At 58.4% G+C, this 20,981-nt stretch carries 19 protein-coding genes and 1 pseudogene; 5 read left to right on the top strand and 15 right to left on the bottom strand.

Translation table 11 applies throughout. The features are described from left to right. Positions 1-5: 5 nt before the first annotated feature. The gene (locus AB5K84_RS38395) at positions 6-467 is read left to right on the top strand and encodes an NEL-type E3 ubiquitin ligase domain-containing protein (protein WP_074076604.1); all 462 of its coding nucleotides are present in this window, start codon (positions 6-8) and stop codon (positions 465-467) included. A 546-nt stretch (positions 468-1,013) separates the two neighbouring features. Here the strand turns inward: AB5K84_RS38395 and AB5K84_RS38390 are convergent. From AB5K84_RS38390 to AB5K84_RS38330, 13 genes and pseudogenes are all read right to left on the bottom strand, one after another. Continuing rightward, on the bottom strand, positions 1,014-1,733 hold the full coding sequence (locus AB5K84_RS38390; RefSeq protein WP_011084599.1) for a hypothetical protein: 720 nt from the start codon (positions 1,731-1,733) through the stop codon (positions 1,014-1,016). A gap of 54 nt (positions 1,734-1,787) precedes the next feature. Next, a complete protein-coding gene (locus AB5K84_RS38385; protein WP_011084600.1) occupies positions 1,788-2,537 on the bottom strand; it encodes a hypothetical protein in 750 nt (249 codons plus the stop codon). Between the two features lie 519 nt (positions 2,538-3,056). Next, positions 3,057-4,462, bottom strand: a pseudogene (locus AB5K84_RS38380) (M16 family metallopeptidase). Between the two features lie 53 nt (positions 4,463-4,515). Continuing rightward, positions 4,516-5,862: a M16 family metallopeptidase gene (locus AB5K84_RS38375; protein WP_080586761.1), complete on the bottom strand. Its 1,347-nt coding sequence runs from the start codon at positions 5,860-5,862 to the stop codon at positions 4,516-4,518. A 1,114-nt stretch (positions 5,863-6,976) separates the two neighbouring features. Further along, positions 6,977-7,399 carry a hypothetical protein gene (locus AB5K84_RS38370; protein WP_011084606.1) on the bottom strand — a complete coding sequence of 141 codons (423 nt, stop codon included), beginning with the start codon at positions 7,397-7,399 and terminating at the stop codon, positions 6,977-6,979. A 567-nt stretch (positions 7,400-7,966) separates the two neighbouring features. Beyond that, positions 7,967-8,557, bottom strand: coding sequence for a tetratricopeptide repeat protein (locus tag AB5K84_RS38365; RefSeq protein ID WP_011084608.1), 591 nt, complete (start codon positions 8,555-8,557; stop codon positions 7,967-7,969). A 30-nt stretch (positions 8,558-8,587) separates the two neighbouring features. Next, positions 8,588-10,687, bottom strand: coding sequence for a type III secretion system export apparatus subunit SctV (gene sctV / locus AB5K84_RS38360; protein ID WP_011084609.1), 2,100 nt, complete (start codon positions 10,685-10,687; stop codon positions 8,588-8,590). 9 nt (positions 10,688-10,696) lie between these two features. Then, on the bottom strand, positions 10,697-11,125 hold the full coding sequence (locus AB5K84_RS38355) for a tetratricopeptide repeat protein (protein WP_011084610.1): 429 nt from the start codon (positions 11,123-11,125) through the stop codon (positions 10,697-10,699). Positions 11,126-11,127: 2 nt separating this feature from the next. Beyond that, entirely contained in the window at positions 11,128-11,664 is a 537-nt protein-coding gene (locus AB5K84_RS38350) for a hypothetical protein (protein WP_011084611.1), read from the bottom strand. Positions 11,665-11,697: 33 nt separating this feature from the next. Then, the gene (locus tag AB5K84_RS38345) at positions 11,698-12,591 is read right to left on the bottom strand and encodes a SctD/MshK family protein (RefSeq protein WP_011084612.1); all 894 of its coding nucleotides are present in this window, start codon (positions 12,589-12,591) and stop codon (positions 11,698-11,700) included. Positions 12,592-12,707: 116 nt separating this feature from the next. After that, on the bottom strand, positions 12,708-12,899 hold the full coding sequence (locus AB5K84_RS38340; protein ID WP_014497948.1) for a hypothetical protein: 192 nt from the start codon (positions 12,897-12,899) through the stop codon (positions 12,708-12,710). 42 nt (positions 12,900-12,941) lie between these two features. After that, the gene (locus AB5K84_RS38335) at positions 12,942-13,250 is read right to left on the bottom strand and encodes a hypothetical protein (RefSeq protein ID WP_011084613.1); all 309 of its coding nucleotides are present in this window, start codon (positions 13,248-13,250) and stop codon (positions 12,942-12,944) included. 97 nt (positions 13,251-13,347) lie between these two features. Beyond that, positions 13,348-13,908: a hypothetical protein gene (locus AB5K84_RS38330; protein ID WP_014497947.1), complete on the bottom strand. Its 561-nt coding sequence runs from the start codon at positions 13,906-13,908 to the stop codon at positions 13,348-13,350. A 250-nt stretch (positions 13,909-14,158) separates the two neighbouring features. Between AB5K84_RS38330 and AB5K84_RS38325 the strand changes: the two genes are divergently transcribed. The 3 genes from AB5K84_RS38325 (at position 14,159) to AB5K84_RS38315 (ending at position 18,362) form a co-directional block, all read left to right on the top strand. After that, positions 14,159-15,613 carry a DUF1521 domain-containing protein gene (locus tag AB5K84_RS38325; protein ID WP_011084615.1) on the top strand — a complete coding sequence of 485 codons (1,455 nt, stop codon included), beginning with the start codon at positions 14,159-14,161 and terminating at the stop codon, positions 15,611-15,613. 315 nt (positions 15,614-15,928) lie between these two features. Continuing rightward, a complete protein-coding gene (locus AB5K84_RS38320; protein WP_011084757.1) occupies positions 15,929-17,275 on the top strand; it encodes an IS5-like element ISBj5_B family transposase in 1,347 nt (448 codons plus the stop codon). 22 nt (positions 17,276-17,297) lie between these two features. Further along, the gene (locus AB5K84_RS38315) at positions 17,298-18,362 is read left to right on the top strand and encodes an IS630-like element ISRj1 family transposase (protein WP_183117478.1); all 1,065 of its coding nucleotides are present in this window, start codon (positions 17,298-17,300) and stop codon (positions 18,360-18,362) included. Positions 18,363-18,932: 570 nt separating this feature from the next. On the opposite strand, the gene AB5K84_RS38310 is transcribed toward AB5K84_RS38315, so the two are convergent. Then, the gene (locus AB5K84_RS38310) at positions 18,933-19,136 is read right to left on the bottom strand and encodes a hypothetical protein (protein ID WP_011084616.1); all 204 of its coding nucleotides are present in this window, start codon (positions 19,134-19,136) and stop codon (positions 18,933-18,935) included. A gap of 416 nt (positions 19,137-19,552) precedes the next feature. Between AB5K84_RS38310 and AB5K84_RS38305 the strand changes: the two genes are divergently transcribed. After that, complete coding sequence (locus AB5K84_RS38305; RefSeq protein WP_161966260.1) at positions 19,553-19,729, top strand: hypothetical protein; 177 nt, start codon at positions 19,553-19,555, stop codon at positions 19,727-19,729. Between the two features lie 556 nt (positions 19,730-20,285). Here the strand turns inward: AB5K84_RS38305 and AB5K84_RS38300 are convergent. Further along, entirely contained in the window at positions 20,286-20,978 is a 693-nt protein-coding gene (locus AB5K84_RS38300) for a secretin N-terminal domain-containing protein (RefSeq protein WP_020608155.1), read from the bottom strand. Positions 20,979-20,981 lie beyond the last annotated feature (3 nt).

Raw genomic sequence — 20,981 nt, 5'->3', positions numbered from 1 at the left:
TCCGCCTGGCGGTCGCCGAAGATCTGCGGCAGGCAGCCGTCAGGCCCCGTTTACGCGAGCAGTATTTCGAGTTGGCTTCGGGAGCGAACGGGAGCTGCGAAGATCGCGTTACTTTGGTCTGGAACGGCATGCAGACCGCACGCCTGAACGCTGATGTCGAGGACGGACTCTATGACGGGCGCCTCGGCGAACTGCTCCAGAACGATCGCGTCTTGTTTCGCTTGGAAGCGCTTGACGGGATCGCGCGCGAGAGGGTCAACTCACTTCGCCGTGCCGATCCCGACGCGGATGTCGACGAGATCGAGGTTTATCTTGCCTACCAAGCCCAGCTGCGGGACGCCCTGGAGCTGCGGCACAACGCTCCCGACATGCGCTTCATGAATGTGTCTCAAGTGACCGAGGCCGATGTGGCCAGGGCCGAGGCGTCGGCGCGGGACGGGAAGCGGCGGAATTTCGGGACTATTTAGCGACGCGATGGCAACCATGGAAAGCGTGGTGAGGCGTATGGTACCCCAAGATTATGCTGAAATGCAGGAGCGGCTCGTCGGCGTGATGGGTGTACAATTTGAAACCCGCTTGGATGAGCGACTGGCTGAGCATGGTCTGACGGGCGATGCCGATGCCGAGCCGGTCCTCGGCGCCAGATACGAAACGAGATTGCCCGCGCGATCAAAAGCGCGCTCCTGCATCAGGTCCTCGGGAAGCTCGGCCTTCAGCTATGAGCGCACCTCCGAAGGAGGGTCCGTCGATCCGCCTCGCCGGTCACAAAAGTCAAAATTTAATCGACGCCTTCCGGGACGGACTGCCTGCATGACGGACTGTCTGCATGAGCCATTGCCGAATGAGCTCTGTTAATTGCGCCCGTGCGTCCGTGCGGACGATCATGGTATAGGATGGACATCCAAGAGAAGATTAGCAAAACGCAATGCGTTCACGTTGCGAGCGCCGTTGAACTCAGCGCTCAACGGCCTCTCATAGGCCAGACAAATAGATGGGGGATCAGACCGATCTCTTCAAGTCGCCCTCGTGCAACGTAGGCTACCGATGTCCGTCCCCCGCGGCCGATCCCACCTTCGCAGCGTCACACTCGAATCCAGATCGCGAAACATGCCGTAATTCCGCCGGATCCATTGATGCAGCTCGGTGGACCAGTCCTTCTCGTTGCGCAGATACCCAGTGAAGGAAAAGCCAAGCCGATCTATATATCTCTTAAGGAACAGCGGTAGTGCGGAAATTCGAATCACCCGATCGCCGTCCATCGCTTCAGGTAATCCGCCGCGCAGTGCGAATTCATTGTGGATGATGACCAGCGAGGCCGGGGGAATTCGCCGCCGCAGCATCTCGTAACCACGAAAGGAGATGCGATCTGCGCCCGCGACGAAGAGTACGACAGGGGTGACACAGCACCGCGCCGTCTCCTTGACGAAGCCAATCTCCTCGCACATCTTGAAGAATTCGTCGAAGGCGTGAAAGCCGAGATCGATTACTTTGGGTACACGATCGTGAACGATGAGAGGGTCCATCAGCTGCATCTTGCCGTATGTGTCGATCACATCCGCGGTCTCCGTGATGTTGGGCAGGTAGTCGAGCAATGATGGCTCTTTCAAGTTGACGTCAAACGACAGCGTTGTACCGTCTTTCAGCAGCAAGAACTCGCTCATGGCCCGAGCGATGAGGGTTTTACCGACCTGCGGGCTAGGTGAGCAGATGATGTAGATGGGGGTCGCTAACATAGCCAGCAGATCAATTTCGTTCTGTGCGTGGGCTCGAGCTTGCCGGATATACGGCTACTTCTCGCCGGCCCGGGTGGCGGACTTGGCCCCGGCCAATTCCGTCAAGTTGATGCGATCAAATTCGCTCCAGACATTTGCCAGCCAGTGCCGGACATAGCCGCGCAGCACGAAGGAGTTGTTCGCGGGTTCATCATTGCGTCCCTTGTTCGCGACGAAGTCTATGAACGGGACGGACGCGACTTCCACCTGCTCATACGCCATCTCGTTAAGCTTCGGGATGGTCAACTCAGTCGCATGTTTGATGCGATGAAAATAGGAATTATAAGTGGCTTGATCCCACTGGAAGAATTGAGTGTCGTTGATGAAGTTCTTGACCAGGTAGTACTTTGCACCGGTCATGAAAGTCGCGGTTTCCTCGATCTCGTCTAGCGACGCGATAGATGATCCCAGGATGTGGAACACGGCAAATGTGATCTGGCCAGACCGTGCCGAGTCCAGAAAGCCGATGTTGCGCAAGGAAGCCAGCGCAGAGGACAGTAGGCCTGCGCGAGCATCGATGACAGTGACGGACAGCCCTGAGTTCAAGGTATCGAAGATCTTCATCTGGTCCGCCGTCGCAGTCATGTCGACGATCTCAGTGATCCCGGGGTAAAAGCGCTTCAGCGTTCCCCGGGGCGACTCCGTGTCGAACGCGCGTATTTGCACGTTATTGACGCTAAAGTAGTCCAGTAGCGTTCGTGATACGGTCGTCTTGCCGACTCCTCCCTTGTCCGCACCGACTACAATTACCACTGGCTTCACCATAGAAACATCTCCTGAGCTCTTGCTATTGCCGCGCGCAAAGTGCGCTATCGGCGCGTCACTGCTTTGGGTGCGAACATGGCGGAAAGAAGGGGCAATGAACCGCCGATGCGAGAGCTCTGCAACTGATAAGCGTTTTCAACATCTAGCGAGTAACGTCGCGTGATGATGCAGCTCCGGCAATGGGAGTAATCACTTGTACTGGTGATTTACGTGAGGTTTGTGTGCGGCTGGAATATGCGGGGCAAGAATCAAAGTCTGCCCATGGTGATCGTTGGATTGCCGTAGGTTCGCTATGGATGCTGTCGCTGCCGCTATCAAATTTTAATGGGAGACCGAGTCTTACGTAGCGTCAGATTGCGAGCTCGATGAAAGCGCAAATCGGGGGGATGCTAGGCGGTCCGACTATGGCTTCGCAGACCATCAAAGGTCTACTGGATCAGATCGCCGTCTTTTCGGCATGCCGAGGAATATCTCCACGAGCTAAAGGTGAGTGGCTAAAGGCCTCTCTGCGCGCGAGAGCTAAGCACATGGGCTGCTAGAAAATAAATTGGGCGGCGTCGTCGGGCCGGTGTCTAGCTGATCGGCGCCCGGCGGGGGTGTAGTCCTGGACGGCACAATGGCCGCCTGCGCTGCGTCCTTTGGGGCGCGGCCGACGATAATTGTGAGCAGACCCCCGCCCCACAGCCGCTGCGCTGCTCTCTTTGGCGTCTTCCAGCGTCACCGCATCGACGACGGCATTCTGGTTTTCGAGATAGTCGATAGGCAACTTGTCAAGCTGATGCTGCAGTAGCGTTCGCGCCAGTTTTGATGATGTGTTGAGAGCTACCAGTTGCGAGCCCTTCAGGTAGGACTTTGCGTCATCGAGCTCCTGCTGAGTCGGTCCTTCCGCGGCGATCTGTCGGACCTGCTTCTCGATTTCTTCAACCGTTTCACCGGCCCGATCGGCGCAGGTGCCGCTGGTACCGAGAAACATGGCTGAATGATCCAGCCAGACAAGCTGCTCACGGACTGAATAAGCCAGTCCGCGCTTCTCGCGGACTTCGCGGAACAGGCGTGACGTCAGGCCGCCGCCGCCGAGAATGTGGTTGACGATACAGGCGGGCATGAAACCCGGCTCGCTGCGACGGACGGCTGGACCGCCAAAAGTCACAACTGTCTGCGGCACATCGAGCTGAATAAAGACCCGCTGCGGCGGCTTTGCTGCGATGACGTCGGCGACCGGCATCGCTTCCGCGTTGCTCGGCAGGCTGCCAAAGGTCTTATCGAGCAGCTTGCAGACGGCCCCTGGATCGACCCCGCCGACCACCGCGATTTTGAACGTGTCTTTTTGCAATGACGCGCCGGACATAACCCTTGAGATCCTCGGCCTCTATCTTCGGCACGCTTTCCAAGTAGCCATCGACTGGGCGAGCATAGGGATGATCCCCAAAAGCGACTTCGAGGAACTTGCGGCGAGCCAGCGACGAAGGATCGGTTGAGTCGTGCCGAAGGCGCGCAAGCACAGCGGCACGGTTCCGTTCGACGTCGGCGGCCTCAAAACGCGGCGAGGTTAGCGCGATCCGTAAAAGCTCGAAGGCCTCCTCCGCGCTGTCATTGATCGTGCGCAAGGCACCGCGGAAGTGATCATGGGTCACGTGAAAACGCAGCTCAATGGCATGGCGGTCCAGCCGCTGATGAAAGGTCTTGAAGTCAAATTTGCCGGAACCTTCCTTGAGCAGCCCAGAAACCATGTGGGCTACGCCAGGTCTTTGAGCGGGATCCTGAGCCGCGCCGCCGGTGAAGGCATATTCCATCGAGATCAATGGGACAGTGGAGTCCTGCACGAACCAGGCTTCTATGCCGCAAGACGAAATCAAACGCTTGATCCTGGTCCGGTCCAGTGATCGTGGTGCGGCATGCGAATTTGACGAAGCGAGCACCGCCATGGAGAGGGAGGCTCCTCCAAGGAGGATCCCGCGTCGAGTGCAAGGATGGATCACTAGAGCGTCTCCCAGTGTTGCGGGGTAGACTCTTTGACGAGATAGCCGGTTACCGCTCGTTTCTTGTCGAGCCATATCCGCGCGGCCTCATGCACCTGCGGTGCGCCGACCGCTCGGATGTCGTCCGGCCAGCGTTGTACATCCTCGATGCATAGTCCCGTCGTCAGGGCGCGGCCATACCAGTGAGCGAGCAGTTCCTGACTGTCTTGGGCGTAGGCGACTTGCGCGGTTAGCCGCGTCTTCGCCCGCTGGAGATCTTCGGCACTCGCGGGATTACGGGCAATACCGGCGATTACCTCGTCGATGCAGCGCTCGATCAGGCTGAGGTTGGCGCCAGGCTTTGGTATGACGGAAATCTCGAATAGCGATGGATCGAGCGCGGCAGAGTGGTAGCTCGCCCTGGCGGTGACCGCGAGCTGCTTTTCGACAACCAGCGAGAGATAGAGATATGAGTTAATGCCGCCGCCCATCAACTGCTCGAGCACCTCAAGCGCTGGACCCTCGCCCGCGGCCGCGCTGCGAGTCGAGGGTACGAGATAATAGCGGCGCAGGGCCGGCTGCTCGACGCGGGCATCGGCCAGTGTCACTCTGCGCTGCGCGGCCGGCGGCGGTTCCTGCGGCCGCAGGCGTTCCTTGGGAATCGAAGGTTGCGCGGGGATGCCGCCAAACGTCTCCTTCACCATGGAGCGCATTTCCTTGGTGGCTACGTCGCCAGCAACAATCAGGATCGCGTTGTTAGGTGCATAGAAGCGCCGGTAGAAGGCAAGCGCGTCCTCTCGGGTAAGCTTTTCGATTTCCTGGCGCCACGCGATAATAGGGTGGCCGTAGGGGTGGTTGAGGTAAAGCGCCGCCATCATCTGCTCAGCAAGCCGGTTACCTGGATGGTTGGCGACCCTCATATTGAATTCCTCCAGCACGACGTCTCGCTCGGAGAGCACGTTCTCGTCCTTGAGAACGAGACCGGTCATGCGGTCGGCTTCAAATTCCATCATCTTGCCGAGGTGCTCTCGAGGCACGTGCTGGAAGTAGCTGGTGAAGTCGAACCCGGTAAAGGCGTTCTGGTAGCCGCTGGCGCGCAGCACGGCCTTGGAGAATTCATCCGCCGGATGTTTGGAAGTACCCTTGAACATCAGGTGTTCGAGGAAATGCGCAAGCCCCGATTTGCCGGGCGGTTCATCCGCGGAACCGACCTTATACCAGATCATCTGAGTGACGACTGGTGTGCGATGATCCTGGATCACAACCACCTGCAGGTCGTTCTGAAGCGTGAAGCATGCTGCTCGATCTGATCTGACCGTGCCGGCATAGACGCTAACCGCCGGAGTGGTGCGCGTCGTCGAGTCCAAGGCTTCAGGTGGCCAAATGTAACCGTCGACATGTCATGAACACAACCTTGCGCACAACGTCTCAGGAGAACTTGGCGTCTCTGGAGATTTGGGGGTAGATCAAGCGCGATATACGCTGGCACAACACTCAGCAGCTTGCCGTCACACATCTCGCTCTACACGATGAGCGGCTTGACGATTTGTCTGCCAGCGAGCAGCTCCTCTGAGTACACTGCGCCGAAGTAGTCCAGGATGAACGTGCGACAACAGCGTAGTTTATCGGCCGCGCGCATCAGGTGCCGCGGGGGAGCGCGATTGAGAAGATTTGCCGCAAAAGCCCATCGGTTGTTGACGCGCGAGGTAAACAAATGCTCAGCGATAGCTTCGATGAGACAGTGGAAGTCACTTGCCGGCCGTCGCGGTTTACGTAAGGCAAAGGGAAGCCGAGCGCACCGCTCACCGTCCTTAAATCACCTGCCAACAAGTCACTCAGATTAAGGATACCAAGGGCACCGCAGATCGCGGTCATGTGATTTGCGGTTGCAAGCCGGAGCCTGGTTGGCGCATGTTAACTACTTCGCTATTTCTCCTCTCTCTTATCTGAACGACAAGATGCCAGAAGGGCGTGGATGTAGCAGTGCCGAGCGGGTTTGATGAGGATGTGATCCTCCCGGAGGACGTTCATGCCGGCAAGATTCTGCCAACCAATCATGCCGTCCGCTGCCGGCGGCTAAAGGGCTGAAAACGGTTTGCGAGCAAGTTTTTTCCCGGGAAGGCAGAGGAGGAGATCCTCACATGGCAGGACCGGGTGTCATGGAGATCGTGCGCCGCCATCGCGCGCTGTAGCTTCGCAGTGCCGATAGACCGCGTCATTTCGGCTGATACAAGGAGGCTCTTTGCTGGCGCAAGCTGCAGATCAGGAGGAACACGAGGCTGCGGAGTCCGAGAGATAATCGATCTGCTGCTCGTCCGGCTTGATTCCGCCAGACGAAAGGACCCACAGCGCAGTCCAACTCCGCCTGCGGATACGGAAAAGATGTCGGTGCTCAAGAGTACATGCAGCAGGAAATGAGATAGAGGCCTGATCTTGCCCCGCCGATCCGGCCAATCGCTCTTCGTGTGATGCCTGTAGGCTCTACATAAAGTCATATTCCTCATCATACGGATCGTTCGCGGGCTTCGCTACACTCTCGGTATACTTGGCATTGCCGCTGTTGTCTTCAGTCGCGGCAAGATACAAAGGCGGCTTACCCGCCCGCTGCCAATTGCCGCCTTCGTTCTTCCATTTGTCATCGTGCTTGGTGGGATCTAGCACCATCATCGAGTCACTAACCTCAAGAAAGCCCAACGCTGCCGCGCGGGCTTTCGCTTCCGGATTGGAAGAGTGGGAGAGAACGAGCGGTTTGTTTCCGTCGATCTGGAGCTGATGTTCAAGCAAGATATCGCCCGCGTTCTCGACGAGCGGATGAGTAACCCGGAAAGCTATTGTTGAGGTGATTTCATCTCGTCCAGGAAATTGATGGCGCCAATCATTGTTGCCCTTGAACAGCTCACTCATGCGGCCTCCGGGTTCCGTTCTCAGAAGCCCGACGCTCTTGTTCCCAAGCTGATAGCTGAAAAAGCACGATTTCTCCGAAATAGACTTCGTGCCGAAGCGAAATGCAGTGTCCGCTGTGCGTGAGCCTTTTCGGAAACCCAGCGCGAGTATCGCTGCGGATTGGCAGCAATATCCTCTATGTCTCCTCCATAAAAATCTGCCAGCTTATTCTCAAACGAAGATTTTGAGATCTCAACCACCGGCCGCTCGTCAACCAGCGCGTATGGCGGGACTGCTGCCAAAGATGCATCAACGGAGCAGCTCGATGGCGCCAAACTCAGAGCAGAGAATACATCCAAGAATCTTGGGCTATCCGTGTGGGAGCCATCGTCCGAGCTCGTTCCCATTTCATCGAGCTCGGACGCACGTTCGCTGTTAGATAGAGCTTTAGTGTTTTGAAACATAACACGTCCTGTTATGTCGGCGAGGCCGCGCCGGAGTGGGGTTCCGCGCTCATAGTAAGCCTAGCTGTCGGCAAGCTGACAGCTAAGCATCACGCTTCGCTATTCCTGCCCGCTCTTGATCGCCTTATCTTGAACGAGCCAATGCTTTCCGGCTGCCCGCCTGAGGTGCTGCGCTGGCATCGCCGGCGTCCATCTTGCCTTGAAGGGCGAGGGACAGTCCGAAATTGTTGCGCAGCATCGGGTTTGCAGGTTCCGCCGCGAGAGCTTGGCGGTATAGCTCTTGGGCTTCCTGATGACGGCCCTCGTGATCGAGAACAACTGCTTTGGCATTTAATGCGCGCAGGTCGCCAGGGGTTGCCAATAACACGCCGTCGAGCACCTCAAGCGCATCATTCGGACAGTTGCGTGCCAGCAGGGCTCGCGCAAGAGGAATAGCCGCATCAATGTTGTTCGGCTGTTGCTTCAATGCGTCGCGCAGAGCCCCTTCATCAGCATCTCGGCCAAGCGCGTGCGAAATGCGCTCGCGCGCGGCGGGGTCGATCTCTTCGCTGTCTGCGAGGTCTGATGCGGACCTCTGCTGCGGTGAAAGGCCATGTTTGTCTGCGGTAGCGCAACCAGCGAGCAGCACAACAGTCAGCATCGCAAGCAGAGCCGGCCGCAGCCTTGGACTGGCGGAGCACAGATATCGGCGGAAGCTGGTGTCATTAGATTTCATCGGCTACTCACAAGGTAGTGCTGCGCACTCTTAGCTTGCAGCTGTTAGGAGCCCTCCTGAGGAAGGCGCCTTTGGAAGCTTGACGGATCCGATCGGCCGGACCGTGAAGTCCGCGGCGAGATCTTGATAGGACAGAACAGGCAAGTCGATTCCGTTGCGCGTGAGAAAACCGCGCACGAAACGCCGGATATCCATCGAACCGAGGACGACAGGCTGGCTCTTACTTTGCGCGATGGTCGCATGAATCTGACGAAATTGTGCAAGCAGCTTTTCGCTCTGCCATTCATCCAAGACGAGATATGGGCCTACGGCGGTTTCCCGTACTGCGCCGCGGATGATTTCCTCGCTCTCACGCTCGATGATAAAGGCGACCACGACGCGATGGGCATTAGCATACCGGAAGCAGATTTGGCGTTTTAAGGTAGCACGAACATACTCGGTGAGCAGGACGGCGTTTTGCTCGCGCTCGCTCCATTCTGCCAATGCCTCCAGAAGCAAGCGGGTATTGCGGATTGGAATGCCTTCATCGAGCAAGCGGCGCAGGACCTCGGCGATCCGAGGGACGGTGGCCGTACGCAGTACCTCCTTCACCAGATCAGGGTATTCCTGCTCCATCCGAGCGAGCAATTGGCGGGTTTCCTGAATACCGACCAGGCGCTGTGCAAAGCGCGTCAATGTGGAATGGAGACGTAAGGCAAGAACTTCGCTTAGCCGATGATATCCGATTCCGGCGGCCTTGAGAGCCGCTGCATGCCGTTCTTCGATCCAGACCCGATTCGTTTCAGGGTCTTGTTGAAAGGGGATGCCGCTCAATTCGATGTTCGCGACATCGTCGTTGAGTGCCAAGTGCCCGGGATTGATCACATCACGCTCAACTGGCACACTATCGACATCGACCCTGAACTGCGACGAGGACAAGCTGTCGCCAATCTGGGCAGGGATCCGCGGAATGGTGATGCCAAGGTCCGCCGACACGAGCCTTGAAACACGCGAAATGCTCTCTTCCAGCTCGTCTTTGTCGATCGAATCCGTCAGGTTTGGTGCAAGGAACAACGCGATCGGAAGCGCTTCCGCATGTGCGGCCTGCTTTTGGACCGCTGCAGGAACCGGCGCCGATGCCGCGGCGCTAGCTCCTATTTTGGCGGCAGGCTTGTCGTCTTTGGGGCCGACCTTGACGTAGCTTGCGGCAGCGAACAGGACGGCCAGCACGGCAAACGGGGGCAAAGGAAAGCCAGGAACGAGCCCCATGAATACCAAGACGCAAGCGGCTAGCCTAAGTGCCTCCGTACTTGCGGTAAGTTGGTGAACGATATCGGCGCCGAGTCTGAGTTTGGAGGGTCCGTTGACGCGCGTGACAATGGTCGCGGCGGTAATTGACAGCAGCAGCGCCGGAATCTGCGAAATGAGCGCATCACCAATCGTCAAAAGAGTATATTGATGCAGCGCTTCATCGAGCGACATGCCCTTGGAGAGCAGGCCGATGCTTATTCCGCCAAGCATATTGATGCAGATCACGATCAGCCCGGCGATCGCGTCTCCCTTAACGAACTTCATGGCACCATCCATAGCGCCATGAAGCTGACTCTCTTGTTCCAAGGCGGCACGTCGGCGGCGTGCTTCGTGTTGATCGATGTGGCTGTTGCGTAGCTCCGCATCGATCGCCATCTGCTTGCCTGGTAGCGCGTCAAGCGTGAAGCGCGCAGACACCTCTGCGACGCGTTCGGCACCCTTGGCAAGAACCATGAATTGGACCATGGTCACGATCAAGAATATGACAATTCCGACCGCAATATTCCCTGAAATGACGAAGTCGCCGAAGGTGTGAATGATGCTGCCCGCGTCGCCTTCGGCGAGGATCAGCCGTGTTGTTGCAATCGTCAGCGCCAGCCGAAATACGGTGGAGATCAGGATGACGCCCGGCAAGGACGAGAAATCAAGCGGTGTGCTGAGATAGAGGGCAACCATCAGCAGCAATATGGCAAAGCCAAGATTGAAGCCGATCAGCATGTCGATCACGATGATTGGGATTGGCATGATCATCATGCCGATCGCTAGAAGCAGCATCAAGGCAACCATGAAATCCGGGTGGGCCGGAGCGCGCACGACAAAGCCGCGCAAGGTGTTGGCCATGATAGATCCCTATTGCTTTCGGATGAGGGCTGTACTCGCGCGCAATGACACATAGGTCTGGAAGACCTCGCGAGCCTCGGCCATGCGGCCAGCGTGCCGTAGCGCGTGACTGCGCAACAGCGTCATCGGTATGCGAGAAGAGGGTTGCGTATCAAGTGCGTCCAGCCGGTCCAGCACATGGAGTGCTTCCTCGCCGAGGCCCTCGGCGATGAGCGTGTAGGCTAGAATGCGGAGTAGACCGACGTCGTTGGAATGCTCGCGAGCTGCAATTCGCAACAGAGCCAGGCTGTGTGCGCTCTGCCCGCACGCGAGATGGACATATGAGAGTGCGCAAAGCAGGTCGCGCTCTGGCCCGGAGATCGACGGAATATCGCCGGATTTTGAGACTCCTGGAGCCAGGGGAACGGCGACGCGATGCAATCCATCAGGATCGGCCATGGCTAACCCTTGATTAAGCTGTTTTGGTTTTGTCGGAGCATTAGTAACCGCTGCAGCTCCTGCTGCAGGATTGCCAAGCACTCTCGCGCCGTCTTGTCTTCCGGCGTCGCCTCCAATGTTCGCGTCAAGCGTTCCAGAAGAACACCATGCTTGTCAGCGCGCAGTACGTCGGGATGACGAAGGCGCGGAACTACGAAGGAGAGTAGTCCGCGGGACAGATTGGGACCATAAAGCGAAGCCAATCTCGCGCGTGCATCTACCTCATTCGCTCCTGCTTCGCTTTCGAATAAAGTGACGCGTGAGATGGCGCCGACGGAATCGACCCCGAGCGCCGCTTCGCTCGCGCCATCAATTGGCAGATCATACGAAGCCGCATCCTGCCACGACGCCCGCTTCGTGCCGCTATCCGCATGGGCGCCTCCGACTTCGAGCTTATCACCTCGCGAAGGAGGCGAGCCGATGACTGGTGCGTGCTGGCCCGCATCTAACCCCTGCGATGAGTTGCCGGGCCCTACGGAGTTCTGAGGCAGCCTAGCCATAGCCTTCTCCTTCTCTTTTGCAGGGTAGAGACCTTAATAGGGCAAAGCGGCAGATCGGCCGTTGCGGCTGAGCAGAACTCGTCCATCCTCGATTCGATCAACGGTCCATCCATTACTTAAGAGCGCGCCGACGAAATACTTCTGCCCGGCAATAAGCAGATAAGGTTCGCTTCCGCGCCAGACGGCTTGGACAGCAATCGAAGACGGCATCTTTTCCTCTTTCACCGCGACAGCGTTCACAAGGGTCGGGGTACCATTGCTTTGACGATCGAACCATTGCTGGATTTCTTTCCATTTTGCGACGAGGTCCGGCGCAATCGTCCCTTCCGCGGTCACGACGCCGGGCCCGTGCCCGATCTTGACGTCAGGAAGGCCCTCTCGTTCGATCTGTTGGCGCAGTGATGCGGCCATTTCATCAGCAGCTCTCGCGTCAAAATGATCGACGGTTGGTTTAGCGGCAATTTCGACCGCGTGCGATGATCCGGTGCTTGGCGCCACCGCCCTATCGCCGGGGGCAAAGATGATTGAGACGGTGCCGATCGCGACAGAGCTGAGCAAGATCAGGCTGAGTGCCACGATCGAGCGGCGAGATCGCTTGCTCGAAGCAATTGGTTGGAAATCCTCTGCCGACCAGCGGATGGACATCGCGCCGGCATGAATGATCGCGGGAAGCGGCACTCTGACGCGCTCACCTGTTGCAATGCTAGCGTGACGGTCAATGCTGATTCTGGCAGCGAGCGCTTCGAGCTCGATCGAATCGCGCTGCGGGATGACGCGAAGATGATGCGGTTCGAGCCCTTGTTCAACGAAGATCATGTCCGCATCGAGGCCGCTGCCCACAATGCTCTCGCCGCCCGCCGTCTTTCCTTTGAGCCCGGTATAGACCCCCGAAAGCACCTCGAACTCAAGCGAAACAGAGTCGTTCACGATAATCCCCCGAATAACGAGAGAAGCCGTACGGCGGTGCCGTACGGCTCATCCAGACTTCGTCATTCACAGCGCGGCGACGGTAGCAACTGCGGTGAGCCACCCGTCTTGCAGAATTACTGGACGCGCTCGTCGGCGACCTTCTTCTCGGACGAGAGTTCGGTCGTAATTCTGCGCATTGCCACGGCCTGGGCCTGAACCTTCTGGCTCACACGCTCGAATTCAGCCATCTGGTTCTGGAAGCCGCTATCGCCGGTCTGCTGGGCACCAGCAGCGCCGCCATTTCCGCCAACATTGTCAACCGCCATGTCTATTTGCCTTTCTTTTGGGATAACGCTGGTTCTGATTTGTTACGAGGTGCGGGCCGGCGAGACGATCGCAGGAATGGAAAGGAACATGGGCGTACCGCCGAGCGTGCTGAGCCCGAGGTTCAGCTCCGGGCTCTTGCAGGCAGTCTCGTGCTTGGATTGCACCTCGGTCTTTTCGCCGGCGTCTTTGTGGTCTTCGGCCTTATCATGGTGACCCTCGTCGGGCACCAAGGTGTGGACCACCTTGTCAAAGACCTTGTCCACGGTCCCGCCCAGTGCCGAACCAATTGCCGCTCCGGCCGGGCCGCCTAGGTAACCGCCGGCGGCGCTTCCAATCATTTCTCCGATCATTGCGTTCTCCTATGTTCGTCTTGTTGCGCAGACGACTGTTCGCCTAGCTTCAGCGGCCTCATGCTAGGGGCGCTAGCTTTCGAAAAGCTGACGAGCCTCACGTTGAGGCGAGTGATATTTTGCGGCAGGCTTGCATCTGCTCGCAATCATCGGATCGCCCTGTCGCTCCCAGCGGCGCCCTATAGCCGGCTTGGATGAAGGCGAGTTGAGCCGTGCTTAGCTGCGCGTTCAGGAATGATTTGACTTGGCGGAACCTTCGCAGGCGCGTGGCTTGCAGGGTGGAGCACGGAAGCGGGATAAGGTCATCGAGCCGTGCGGATCTCAGCCCTCGCTTGTCCCGTTTGGCTAAGATGGCGGCTTGCGAAAGCTCACCTTTCGCGAAGTCTTGATGTTTGGGAAAATGCAGCGAGAGTTCAAGCTGTTGATCGCTCCTCGCAGATGATGTGCAGTTCCGGCGGGAGCGCTGATTGCGGTGAGGATGAGATGATTGGCTGATAACCGGCAACGTCGTGTCATTTGCCTGAAGACATGGGAGCACCGCTGGTACCAGACGAATCTTGCCAGGAGGGAATATTAAATCTTGCGATACGTTCAGCGAAGGATGCGTTTCGGACATCCGATCGATGCCAAAGTGCGTGCGGCTTGGCTCGCTGATCATCGTCAGCTTTTCGACAGGTGTTCGGGCTACCGTATCTGTGAGTTGAATGCGCGTGATGTGCTCGTGCGGTTACGGTGATGGGGCGAGAGAGGATCTCCATAGGCTGCCGGTTCTGGCAAGGGAATTAGTCGTTCGTTCGGATGAGCTGATCAGGCGCTCTCATGCAGATCTGAAGCGGCGGATCTTGGGTGACTATGCGCGTAACGCTCACAGTTTTACAGATGTCGTCTATGCAACAGGAGTGAACTAAATGCAGTATCTTCCCGTGGCCGGCCTGCCAGTGGTGGGTGCGCCCGACTCGATGAACGGAGTGGCGCCGGAGGGCGCTGTTGTCACTCCCACCTTCAACGCCATGTTGGGGCAATATGCCCCGGCGAGCTACCAGTACTTGCCGGTAGCCTCACCAGCCCTCGTCGGTACGGCCGTTGGGAGTGTCGTTCCGGTCGTCGTGGCGCCAGCCGTCGTTACGACGCAGGCGTACATGATGGCGCCTCCTCCTTCCACCATGCTGATGAGCCAGCTGAATCAGAATGCCGAGCCTCCTGTGGATCCGGTGTGGACGCATGAGGTCAAGGATGGCAAGGCCACGATCAACCTTGGGGACAAGTATACGATTACGGCCAATGAGAAGGATGGCACGTGGACAGTCCGCAACAACCAGACCGGCCATGTCACGGTCATTCATGGCGACCCGCACGTTGATGCCGACGGAGACGGCAAGGATGACTTCGATTTCAAGAAGGATATGACGTTTCAGCTCGACGACGGCACGAAGATTACTGTGAATAATGTCGACTACGGCAATGGCCAGGCCATCTCTTCAAAGCTTACGATTACGAACGGCCACAACGCGATCGTTGTCGAGGGGCTCGGCGACGACAAGGATGGCAAAAACAATCTGAGGGTGACGCAGTCCAACGCTGGGATGACCCTTGACGAGTTGACGTCTGATGGTGCCCAAACGATCCATGAGAGTGGACAGGGATGGGTCGATGGCGCCGGACGCGCCGTGAATCAGGCGAGTATCGACGACGGCGAGCAAGGGCGTGGGCCGGGCAACTACCAGTATGCAAGCGGAGCGCCCACCTCTACGGCGCCCGTCTTCTTCGTTCCTCCTCCGCCGCCGCCTCTTGCGATGGTGCCTGTTGCGGCTGCCCAGGTGCCCACGCAGTCTTCTCAGCCGGCGCCAGTGTGGTCACATGAGGTCAGGGACGGCAAGGCTGAGATCAAGCTTGGTGATAAGTATTCGATCTTGGTCGACGAAAATGACGGAACAGTGCTCATTCGTAACAGTCAAACAGGCAAGATCACCTCGATTAAGGGCGATCCCCACGTCGATGCCGACGGTGACGGCAAGGTCGACTTTGACTTCAAGAAGAACATGACTTTCCAGCTCGACGACGGCACGAAGATTACTGTCGACACCGTTGATATCGGCAAGGGCAAAACGATGGCCTCGAAGCTGACCATTACTAACGGCGACAATGCCATGGTCGTCGAAGGGCTTGGAGACCGCTTTGACGGTAAGAACAATCTCAAGGTGACGCAGTCGAATGCGGGCCGTACGCTTGATCAATTGACTTCGGACGGAGCCCAGACGATTTATGAACAACCAGGCTCGGGCTGGGTTGACCGGTCTGGACGCCAGGTGAACCAGGAAATCATCGACAGCAATGAGAATCCAGGCACAACGTCCGATGCTTGAGTTGGCCTGAGGTCTGGCTGGTACTGCGAAGCGGTTCCAGCTTATGGGATAAGTCACTGAAGTGGGCGCTAGCGCCCGCTTTTCGTGTTCAGTGAGGAGATGAAGATACTAGTACCCACTTTTCTTGGAACGTGAGTCGTGATTCAGTCGTCCGTGAAGAAGGACTAAGCCACTGATCGGGAATCTCGATTTGGGCTAAGGGGCATTTCCAGATTGCAAGGTTTTGATGCTTTGGGCGTCAGAACCTTGCGATTTGGTTTTCGTGGATTCCCTCGAAGCGGGAAGCATGATTCCTTGTCTGCATCGGAGGGAACGATGCGGCCGAAGAAGCACAAGACGACGGGATCGAACGATCTGTTCCGGGCTCGGCTCGACCAGATCATCAATATGAAGCACGAGCTGGTTCTGCTCGCCGGCAAGGTCGATTGGGACTGGATCGACGGCGAGATCGCGCCGCTCTACAGCGAGAACGGCAGGCCCGGGATCGAGACGCGCTTCATGATCGGTCTGCTGTTGCTCAAGCACATTTACGGGCTGTCCGATGAGGAGGTGTGCGAGCGCTGGGTCCATGACCCATACTTCCAGTTCTTCACCGGGGAAGAGTTCTTTCAGCACACGTTCCCGCACGAGCGCTCGGACCTGAGCCATTGGCGCAAGCGGCTTGGCGACAAGCTGGAGTTGCTGCTGGCCGAGAGCTTGCGGGTAGCGCACGAGGCCGGTGCATTACGCAGCCAGGACCTCAAGCGGGTTACGGTCGACACCACGGTGCAGCCGAAGGCCATCACCTTTCCGACCGATGCCAAGCTGCTGCATGCGGCCATCAAGGGGCTCAACCGCCTGGCGATCAGGCACGGCGTCAGGCTGCGGCAATCCTATGCTCGCATCGCCAAGGCCGCCGCGATGATGGCCGGCCGCTACGCCCATGCCAAACAGTTCAGGCGGCATCAGCGGCAGTTGCGTATCCTGCGTAGCCGGCTGGGCCGGATCATCCGCGACATCCGCCGCAAGATCGAAGGCCAGCCAGCACTGGAGCAGGCGTTCGCCCTCCCGCTCGGCCGGGCCACGCAGATCCGCTCGCAGCAGCAGCGCCAGCGCGGCTGGAAGCTCTATTCCTTCCATGCCCCGGAAGTGGAGTGCATCGGCAAGGGCAAGGCCAGCGCGCCTTACGAGTTCGGCGTGAAGGCCTCCATCGTCACCAACAACCGCCGGGCTCCCGGTGGCCTGTTCGTGCTGCACGCCAGCGCACTGCCCGACAACCCCTACGACGGTCACACCTTGCGGGACGTCATTGACCGCACCGAGACACTCACCGGCTGTCCGATCGAGCGGGCCTATGTCGACAAGGGATACCGCGGCCACGACGCACAAAATCCCCGTCGCGTCTTCATCTCCGGCCAGAAGCGCGGCGTTTTCGGTGTCATCAAGCGCGAGCTGCGCCGCCGCTCCGCCATCGAGCCCATCATCGGACACCTGAAGGCGGAAGGCCACCTCGGGCGCTGCTACCTCAAAGGCCGCGCCGGCGATGCCGCCAACGTCGTCCTCTCAGCCGTCGGACACAACTTCCGCCGCATCCTCGCCTGGCTGAGATATCTCTTGTGCCTGTTCCTGGCCCAGCTATGGCGCACGCTCGCCCGGCCAGCCTCGATCAATCCGGCTTCTTAACGGACGACGATTCAAGGTCGGGATGATACCCGAAGCAAGAGAAGTCCACCTTTCGAGGAAAGATCGCAAGGTGCTTGAGGCGTGCTGTCGCTCACCGGTGACGTTGCAGCGCGATTTGAAGCGGGCGCGGATAGTTCTGTTGGCGGCGGATGGGCGCAGCACCCGGTCGATCGCCAAGGAAGTTGGGGTCCAGCCGCGGATTGTCAGCCTTTGGCGGCATCGCTATGCCGACCATGGCCTTGAAGGGCTGCAAGACAAGCCGCGGCCTGGCAAGCAGCCGATCTATACGAAGACGACCGACAAGCGGATTCTGAAGCTGCTGGATAAGCCGCCACCGCAAGGGTTTGCGCGCTGGACCGGCCCCCTGCTGGCCGAGGCGCTGGGCGATGTCGATGTCCAATATGTCTGGCGGTTCCTGCGCAGCCACAAGATTGACCTGGTGGCTCGCAAGTCCTGGTGCGAGAGCAACGACCCGAACTTTACGGCCAAAGCCGCCGATGTTGTCGGCCTCTATGTCGCGCCGCCGGCGAAGGCCATTGTGCTGTGCGTGGACGAGAAGCCCTCGATCCAGGCTTTGGAGCGAGCGCAGGGTTATCTGAAGTTGCCCAGTGGCCGCGCCTTGACCGGCCAAAGCCACGATTACAAGCGGCATGGCACCACAACATTGTTTGCGGCGCTCGAAGTCGCCACCGGAAAGATCATCGCGACCCATTCAAAACGCCGGCGCCGCGTCGAGTTTCTCGATTTCATGAACAGCGTCACCGCGACTTTTCCGAACCGCAAGCTTCACGTCATCCTCGACAACCTCAACACCCATAAAAAGAACGAGGACTGGCTCAAGGCCCACCCCAACGTGCAATTTCATTTCACGCCGACAAGTGCGTCATGGCTCAATCAGGTCGAAGTATGGTTTTCCATCTTGCAGGGGCAGTCGCTCAGCGGCACCTCCTTCACGAGCCTCAAGCAGCTTCAGGAACACATCGATGCCTACGTCAACGCATACAACGACAGAGCCGAGCCCTTCGTCTGGACCAAGAAAAAGGTCCGTCAACGCCGTTTCAAAGGCCGCCGTATCACTCAGCTCTGATTCCGGGTACTAGGTGCGGCGGCCTCGATGAGGATCTTAGCTCTTAGCGTGATAGGGGCAGTCTGAGCTTTGGCGCCAATTCGTAGCGACAAATACGCCATAACTCAGGATCAGGCAGCAGCAACATGCCTCGATGCTGAGGGGTAGCGGTCCCCGGAGTTCTGCAGATATGGGCGCAGCGAGCGCCAAGTCTGCCTATGTTCCGGAAAATCTCGGAGGATCTCTCTAGCGCACGATCTCGCGGGCGGCTGCAGAACCAATCGAGGATAATAGATGACGAAGTTCATCGGCGGGGAGCGCTCGGGCTCGCTTAGAACGTCTGGTGCCCTGGCTAAAGAGCGCTCCTGATGAACCCTCATCGAAGAATATGTGACACGGCGGCATGAGCAAGTCGCTGCGGCGTCTTCCGAAAGTTGCGAGGTCCTGCAGAACGGCCGCACCGCCTGCCTGGAGGATCACCTAAGACGGTCTAGCGGCTGCTGTTGCCAAGTCCGCCTGCTTCACCCGATCGTTTTCGGTTCGGCTTGCCGTCCGTCAGGTCCTCCCTGTGCGCGTCTGATAATCCGGCCTTCAGCCATCATCTAGCTCGCTCATAGCGTCATCCATGTCTGACTGGGTATCGCTTATGACCTGGGTAGCGACGGCAACCAGAGCTTTTTCGAAGGCCCGCTGCAACAATGCTGCGTGCGAGTTGTCGCCGCCGTTCGCGGCGTTATCGGTGTTTGTGCCAGCGTCTGGCGCCGTTGCTGCGATATCGGCTGCGCCTGTGTCCATGTCATAAAACTCAGATAGCGGCGGTGCCGCGAGATGACCTATTCCTTTCGTGCTAGCAGGGGCAGCTTGCAAGAAGCTGACGAAGAGTGAGGCCGGATTGATGCCGCGATTCGTGCCCCGAGTGATCTCAGGTGGTCCGGTGTTTGGAGGTTTGTGCGAAGAACTGTGCTGGTTCTAACAACCGGTATGTTGAAGGTATTTAGGGGGGCCGGTCATACCCAGACTATCCTGATCCGCAACGCGCTTACCTTCATCTCGACGACATGGATCGCCTCGCGGTCCTTTCTGGCGGAGCTTCAGAAGACCCAGGTTGGGGCGGTCCCGCCTGCAATGGCCGGGCATGCGAGGGGCCGGCGTGCGGCGGCTCATCCTGAAAAAGGGGCGGTGCGCGATGGTCCTGCATGCGATGTCCCCGCTTGAGGCTCACCGTGCCGTGGCTCGGCTTCCGATGGGCCGACATCCAGAGTCTGCCATATCACATCTTGATCGAAGCCGGGATGTTCCTCGATCGCCTGAGCTATGGCCTGCGGCGAGAGATGCTGCTGGCCGTTGTCCGGCTCTGGCGCAGCGACGGCCGCAGGCGCGGCATATAGATTATCCTGCCAACCCGAGTCTGGCCCAAGGGGATGCGCTAAATCTGGGTAAGGCGGATAGAGGTGTCCTGTCTCCAAGTATGGAGAGTAGGGATGGCCCGCGTCGAGATAGGGTGAATAAGCCTCGCCCTGCAGCACTGGATGGGCGACTCCCTGCGCCGAAGCGGGAGCCTCTGAACCGCTGAGCTGCCGCTCGAACTCGGTTGCATCTGTAGCCGTCCGTGCTGTGTCGGGCTCCGGGCTCGTATTCGCCGGGGCGACTGCATTGAAATCCACCCTGTCTCTCCTTCCAACTGATGACGCGCATTGAGCTATGCGAAGCCTCAGCTAGCTCGGAAGCGCGCGTGCGGAGGCCCACATTGATCTTTAATGCCTCGCACTGCGTGAAGGCAGCGCTACCCAATTTCCCTCGAGCATCCGGTCTCTTATCCATCTATCGGGCTGCCTCAAGCAGGGCAGCCGTCAAGACCTCGCAGGCTCATGCTGGGGGCTTTAGCTTTCGAAAAGCTGACGATCGGATGCGACTTCAGTCGGAGCGGTCTTGCATCTTCGACCATCACTTCTGGCCTGGACCGGCTTCGCGCACAGCGCCCCCATGAAGCGGCGTTTCGGGAGAAGCTTCCGGCCGCCCGTCCCGGAAGACCGTGCTCGAGGAGCCGCGAAACAACATCAAAACCGACTCGTGTTGTGACCTCTCGGCGGCGGGACTGCGCCGGGCCTGCGCTTCCGCCACAAGGCCCTTGAGGGTCTGGTCCACCAGCGCAACAAATCTGGGTGGGCCAGAAGCAAGGATGAGGCCCTCTCCCGGGGCAGGTTTCACGATATAGCGCTCATCCGAGATGTTGAGCGCGTCGAGCGCGGCCTTGAGCGCATCGAAGCTGATTGGGTTCAATACAATGAGCCGGCTTTGCGCCTCTTGGGCGGCGGAGATGTAAAGGACAAGTCCGTCATAGTACCACTGGAGATTGTACAAAGCAGTCAAACGGTCAAGGAATTCTCGTGGCGGCAGGTCCGGCATTCGTCCACGAATCCGGCCCCTGACGTCGGCGCTGACATTGACCCTGATATTGAGATTGTTTCCGAACTCCTGCAGCGCCGCAGCAAGATCCTGATCGAGAACGGTGTAGCTATAAGGGGCGGGCGGCAGCGAAAGGGATGCAGCAGACGTGCGCAAAATTCCGACACAGATGAGAACACCGGCACAAAAAATTCTTTTTAAGATATGTACCACCGTGGACCGCGCGAGCATTCC

This window comes from Bradyrhizobium sp. 1200_D9_N1_1 (assembly GCF_052075915.1).
In the GTDB taxonomy this organism is placed as follows: Bacteria; Pseudomonadota; Alphaproteobacteria; order Rhizobiales; family Xanthobacteraceae; genus Bradyrhizobium; species Bradyrhizobium diazoefficiens.
The sequence above is the reverse complement of the archived record's forward strand: the minus strand, read 5'-3'. Positions and strand labels throughout refer to the sequence as shown.

Bases quoted from the DNA above. Each gene is read 5' to 3' on its own strand.
- AB5K84_RS38315 (WP_183117478.1), top strand. From the start codon at position 17,298: ATGATACCCGAAGCAAGAGAAGTCCACCTTTCGAGGAAAGATCGCAAG.
- AB5K84_RS38350 (WP_011084611.1), bottom strand. From the start codon at position 11,664: ATGGCTAGGCTGCCTCAGAACTCCGTAGGGCCCGGCAACTCATCGCAG.
- AB5K84_RS38385 (WP_011084600.1), bottom strand. From the start codon at position 2,537: ATGGTGAAGCCAGTGGTAATTGTAGTCGGTGCGGACAAGGGAGGAGTC.
- AB5K84_RS38355 (WP_011084610.1), bottom strand. From the start codon at position 11,125: ATGGCCGATCCTGATGGATTGCATCGCGTCGCCGTTCCCCTGGCTCCA.
- AB5K84_RS38300 (WP_020608155.1), bottom strand. From the start codon at position 20,978: ATGCTCGCGCGGTCCACGGTGGTACATATCTTAAAAAGAATTTTTTGT.
- AB5K84_RS38335 (WP_011084613.1), bottom strand. From the start codon at position 13,250: ATGATCGGAGAAATGATTGGAAGCGCCGCCGGCGGTTACCTAGGCGGC.
- AB5K84_RS38325 (WP_011084615.1), top strand. From the start codon at position 14,159: ATGCAGTATCTTCCCGTGGCCGGCCTGCCAGTGGTGGGTGCGCCCGAC.
- AB5K84_RS38365 (WP_011084608.1), bottom strand. From the start codon at position 8,557: ATGAAATCTAATGACACCAGCTTCCGCCGATATCTGTGCTCCGCCAGT.
- AB5K84_RS38390 (WP_011084599.1), bottom strand. From the start codon at position 1,733: ATGTTAGCGACCCCCATCTACATCATCTGCTCACCTAGCCCGCAGGTC.
- AB5K84_RS38340 (WP_014497948.1), bottom strand. From the start codon at position 12,899: ATGGCGGTTGACAATGTTGGCGGAAATGGCGGCGCTGCTGGTGCCCAG.
- AB5K84_RS38370 (WP_011084606.1), bottom strand. From the start codon at position 7,399: ATGAGTGAGCTGTTCAAGGGCAACAATGATTGGCGCCATCAATTTCCT.
- AB5K84_RS38320 (WP_011084757.1), top strand. From the start codon at position 15,929: ATGCGGCCGAAGAAGCACAAGACGACGGGATCGAACGATCTGTTCCGG.
- AB5K84_RS38330 (WP_014497947.1), bottom strand. From the start codon at position 13,908: ATGATCAGCGAGCCAAGCCGCACGCACTTTGGCATCGATCGGATGTCC.
- sctV (WP_011084609.1), bottom strand. From the start codon at position 10,687: ATGGCCAACACCTTGCGCGGCTTTGTCGTGCGCGCTCCGGCCCACCCG.
- AB5K84_RS38310 (WP_011084616.1), bottom strand. From the start codon at position 19,136: ATGGACACAGGCGCAGCCGATATCGCAGCAACGGCGCCAGACGCTGGC.